The following is a 3,266-nucleotide window of genomic DNA, read 5'->3' as shown; positions in this document are numbered from 1 at the left end:
CGCTTTAGCCATTGGTATCGGAGAGAACACCATGAACCAAGAGATCTTGCTTGCCCGCAACGACCAGAACCTGATCTGGGTCGATATGGAGATGACCGGGCTCAACCCGCAAACCGACCGCATCATCGAAGTGGCCATCGTCGTGACGGATGCGCAACTCAACGTGCGTGTCGAAGGCCCGGTGATCGCGGTGCATCAGTCCGACGCCATGCTTGACGGCATGGATGCTTGGAACAAGGGTACGCACGGCAAAAGCGGCTTGATTGATCGCGTCAAGGCTTCGACCCTCGACGAAGCGGCCGCCCAAGCGCAACTGCTGGCGTTTCTGCAACCCTACGTGCCCACACGCACCTCGCCGATGTGCGGCAACACCATCTGCCAAGACCGGCGCTTCATGGCCAACTACATGCCGCAGCTCGAAGCCTTTTTTCACTACCGCAACTTGGACGTCAGCACCCTCAAAGAGCTGGCCCGCCGCTGGAAGCCCACCATCATGGACGGCTTCAAGAAGCGCCAAGCCCATACCGCTTTGGCCGACATCCAAGAATCGATTGACGAGCTGATCTATTACCGCGAGCACTTCCTCGCGCTCTGATCAAACCGTGTTCAAGCCCTTGAGACCACGCCCACACCGATCAAAATGAGGCTGATGCCAGCGATTTTGGTTGGGTTCAGGGGCTCTCCCAACCACCACCACGCCGCCAAGGCGTTGACCACGTAGCCCAGCGAGAGCATGGGGTAGGCGATGCTGACGGGCACGCGGCTCAGCGCCAAGATCCAGAGGATCACGCTCAAGCCATAGCAGCCCAGCGCCGTGAGGATGGTGGGCTGCGTCAGCAACTTCCAGCCGATGGGCACGATGTTGGCTGTGCTGAACGCAAACGCGCCCACCACCTGCGTGCCGGCTTTCATCAGCAACTGCGCCACCGCGTTGAGCAGCACACCGGCCAAGATCAGGGTGAAGGAAACAAGGGTCATTCGTCGCTCTTGGCTCTTGGTGTCAGCAGTTCCACGACGCTGACGCCAAGAGCCTGAGAAAAGACTTCGAGAGTGCTCAAAGAAACATTCCGCTCCTCACGTTCTACCGAGCCGATGTATGTGCGGTGCAGCTCGCAAAGATCGGCCAATGCTTCCTGTGAAAGACCATGTGCTTTTCGAAAAGCAAGGACATTCTTAGCCAGGGTGGCACGGATGGAAGAGCTTGGGATTCTTGGCATCGCAGAACAATTTAAAAGGGCATTGTTTGTGAATGATGACTATGGTGCTACACACTATGGGTAGCAAATTGGTGAGGGCGGGTGGCTGCCAGCGGCTGTGTTCGCCTTCGCACAGACAACGCGGCCTGAACGCAGGCAACCTTCACTCTTCCACTAAACGGAGAGATCGCCATGATCGTACGCATTTATCGTTGTGCCGCTGTGGCGCTTGCCTCTAGCTCTCTGCTACTGCTTGTTGGCGGTTGCAACAAGCCACCAGAGCCTGTCGTAACGCAAGCTTCAGGACTGCCAAACAGTCATGAGGCCTCAGACGTGGACGTAACCACTCGCGTCAAGACTGCGCTGCTCCGAGAGCATGCTCTGAAGTCATTCGACATCGTCGTGGTGACGGTCAAGGGCGATGTCCGCCTGACGGGACAGGTTGATAAACAAAGTCAGATTGCCAGTGCTCTGGCTATTGCACGCAGCATCGAGGGCGTACACAGCCTCCATGACGAGCTCACCGTCAAGAAGTAGGTGTATGCGTCACGCTGGGCACCAAGGCCGTCAGGGCCAAGTTGCTTCCTCGCTGCACGCTCCAACGTGAATGATGCCGGCCCTGCCGTCGTTCGCGACAAAGACCTGAGTTTCTGCGGTCTTGGCATATGTGGACCCATCGGCACACTCTGCGCTCTGCGTTGTTCCCAAGACGACTTGAGTCCCGGGCCTGACCTCGCAAGACACCAGACGGTCCAGGGGGCTCCACTCCGGGCAGATAGCGTTCGCTGCTCTGTACTCGGGTTTCGAATGGCCTGGATGCCTCAAGGACCACCAACCGCCAAACTTGGTGTAGGGCCTGCCCGCATCAAACACACGATAGAGAACTACGGGTGCCGTTGCTGAGAAGACCTTGGCCGAACACACGCCACCCTTGCCGGTTTGCATTTGAGCCTTGGATAAAAGTGATGCGTTGGCTGCTTCGGACAGCCCTTCGATAGAGCTGGCAACGCTCCCTACGCATGTGACGCCATCTATCCCGCGCTCACTTGAACCCGCGTTGTTCGCCAGATTGGCGCAACCAGCGAGCGCCAGAGAGAAGCTGATGGCAACAGCTCTGAGCTTGATCACGGCGTCTCCTCGATGGAAGGGTTAGACGGCACTCTTGCTAGGCGCACGCGTTGCATGCAGCTGGAGTCCAAGCGCGCTGACTACCCGCAGAATTGTTGCGAACTCGGGGTTGCCAGATGGAGACAGAGCCTTGTACAGGCTCTCCCTTCCAAGACCTGTCTCGCGCGCGAGCTGCGACATGCCTTTTGCGCGCGCAATGTCTCCGAGCGCTGCTGCGAATAGCGAGGCGTCGCCTTCTTCCAGCGCTGCTTCTAGGTAGGCTGCCATGTCTTCATCGGATTGAAGATGTTCAGCGGGATCCCAGATGCGAGTAGTTGGCTTGGTCATTTCTTTACTCCGTGTACTTGCGCGCCAGTTCCCTGGCCTTCTTGATGTCGCGAGCTTGAGTGGACTTGTCTCCGCCAGCAAGCAACAACACGTAGTGGCCACCGTGTTGAACGAAATAGACCCTGTAGCCCGGCCCATGGTCAATCTTTAGTTCGGAGACACCTTCTCCAACGGGTTCAACGATGCCGAGGTTCCCGAGCGACAAGCGTCGGATTCGTATGTCTACGCGGGCGCATGCCGATGTCGATCTCATGGCGCTGGACCCAGCCCAGCAGCGTGGGTGGGACACAACCGATCTTGGGCGCTATCGACTCGATGGTGGCCCACAGGGATGGATACTCTGCGCGGTGCTCCTGCACCATCCGCACGGCTCGCTCACGGACCTCGGGTGAGAACTTGGTGGACTTGTTCATGGCTCTCTCTTCTCAAGAGTTTGAGCCTCCTCTATTCCCGAGGCGATTCAGTGACCGCATCTCGCAGTGGGTTGCCCAGCTCAAGGAGCGGGTGGGATGGCAAAAAGCGGTGGTTGCGCTGGCCAACAAGAACGCCCGCATTTTGTGGGCCGTGTTGGCGCGAGGGGATCGGTTTGATGCGAATTGGGTGGCCGATAAACCA

The 3,266-nt window shown here is 58.1% G+C and carries 6 protein-coding genes and 2 pseudogenes; 3 read left to right on the top strand and 5 right to left on the bottom strand.

The features are described 5' to 3' along the window. Window positions 1-31: 31 nt before the first annotated feature. Window positions 32-595: an oligoribonuclease gene (gene orn / locus AC3VI7_RS12525; RefSeq protein WP_489671115.1), complete on the top strand. Its 564-nt coding sequence runs from the start codon at window positions 32-34 to the stop codon at window positions 593-595. 11 nt (window positions 596-606) lie between these two features. Here orn and AC3VI7_RS12520 read toward each other — a convergent pair whose 3' ends face one another. Together AC3VI7_RS12520 and AC3VI7_RS12515 are read right to left on the bottom strand one after the other, a co-directional pair. Next, the gene (locus AC3VI7_RS12520; protein WP_489671116.1) at window positions 607-978 is read right to left on the bottom strand and encodes an SMR family transporter; all 372 of its coding nucleotides are present in this window, start codon (window positions 976-978) and stop codon (window positions 607-609) included. Continuing rightward, window positions 975-1,217 carry a helix-turn-helix domain-containing protein gene (locus tag AC3VI7_RS12515; RefSeq protein ID WP_489671117.1) on the bottom strand — a complete coding sequence of 81 codons (243 nt, stop codon included), beginning with the start codon at window positions 1,215-1,217 and terminating at the stop codon, window positions 975-977. Before AC3VI7_RS12515 ends, AC3VI7_RS12520 begins: the two co-directional genes overlap by 4 nt. Before the next feature lie 171 nt (window positions 1,218-1,388). On the opposite strand from AC3VI7_RS12515, the gene AC3VI7_RS12510 reads away from it, so the two are divergent. After that, on the top strand, window positions 1,389-1,733 hold the full coding sequence (locus AC3VI7_RS12510; RefSeq protein WP_489671118.1) for a BON domain-containing protein: 345 nt from the start codon (window positions 1,389-1,391) through the stop codon (window positions 1,731-1,733). A 612-nt stretch (window positions 1,734-2,345) separates the two neighbouring features. Here AC3VI7_RS12510 and AC3VI7_RS12505 read toward each other — a convergent pair. The 3 genes and pseudogenes from AC3VI7_RS12505 to AC3VI7_RS12495 form a co-directional block, all read right to left on the bottom strand. Then, on the bottom strand, window positions 2,346-2,651 hold the full coding sequence (locus AC3VI7_RS12505; protein ID WP_489671119.1) for an addiction module antidote protein: 306 nt from the start codon (window positions 2,649-2,651) through the stop codon (window positions 2,346-2,348). Window positions 2,652-2,655: 4 nt separating this feature from the next. Further along, window positions 2,656-2,904 (bottom strand): type II toxin-antitoxin system RelE/ParE family toxin, encoded by a 249-nt coding sequence (locus AC3VI7_RS12500; RefSeq protein WP_489671120.1) that lies wholly within the window; start codon window positions 2,902-2,904, stop codon window positions 2,656-2,658. After that, window positions 2,882-3,064, bottom strand: a pseudogene (locus tag AC3VI7_RS12495) (IS3 family transposase); the annotation flags it as partial. The pseudogene AC3VI7_RS12495 and the gene AC3VI7_RS12500, both read right to left, overlap by 23 nt. Window positions 3,065-3,113: 49 nt before the next feature. On the opposite strand from AC3VI7_RS12495, the pseudogene AC3VI7_RS12490 reads away from it, so the two are divergent. Next, window positions 3,114-3,266, top strand: a pseudogene (locus AC3VI7_RS12490) (IS110 family transposase); the annotation flags it as partial.

It is taken from the genome of Leptothrix toolikensis (SeqCode), assembly GCF_057922285.1.
This window is presented reverse-complemented; position numbering and strand designations above follow the sequence as displayed.

What these genes read in the sequence shown, in the direction of transcription:
- AC3VI7_RS12510 (WP_489671118.1), top strand. Translation starts at nt 1,389, where the DNA reads ATGATCGTACGCATTTATCGTTGTGCCGCTGTGGCGCTTGCCTCTAGC.
- orn (WP_489671115.1), top strand. Translation starts at nt 32, where the DNA reads ATGAACCAAGAGATCTTGCTTGCCCGCAACGACCAGAACCTGATCTGG.
- AC3VI7_RS12515 (WP_489671117.1), bottom strand. Translation starts at nt 1,217, where the DNA reads ATGCCAAGAATCCCAAGCTCTTCCATCCGTGCCACCCTGGCTAAGAAT.
- AC3VI7_RS12500 (WP_489671120.1), bottom strand. Translation starts at nt 2,904, where the DNA reads ATGAGATCGACATCGGCATGCGCCCGCGTAGACATACGAATCCGACGC.
- AC3VI7_RS12505 (WP_489671119.1), bottom strand. Translation starts at nt 2,651, where the DNA reads ATGACCAAGCCAACTACTCGCATCTGGGATCCCGCTGAACATCTTCAA.
- AC3VI7_RS12520 (WP_489671116.1), bottom strand. Translation starts at nt 978, where the DNA reads ATGACCCTTGTTTCCTTCACCCTGATCTTGGCCGGTGTGCTGCTCAAC.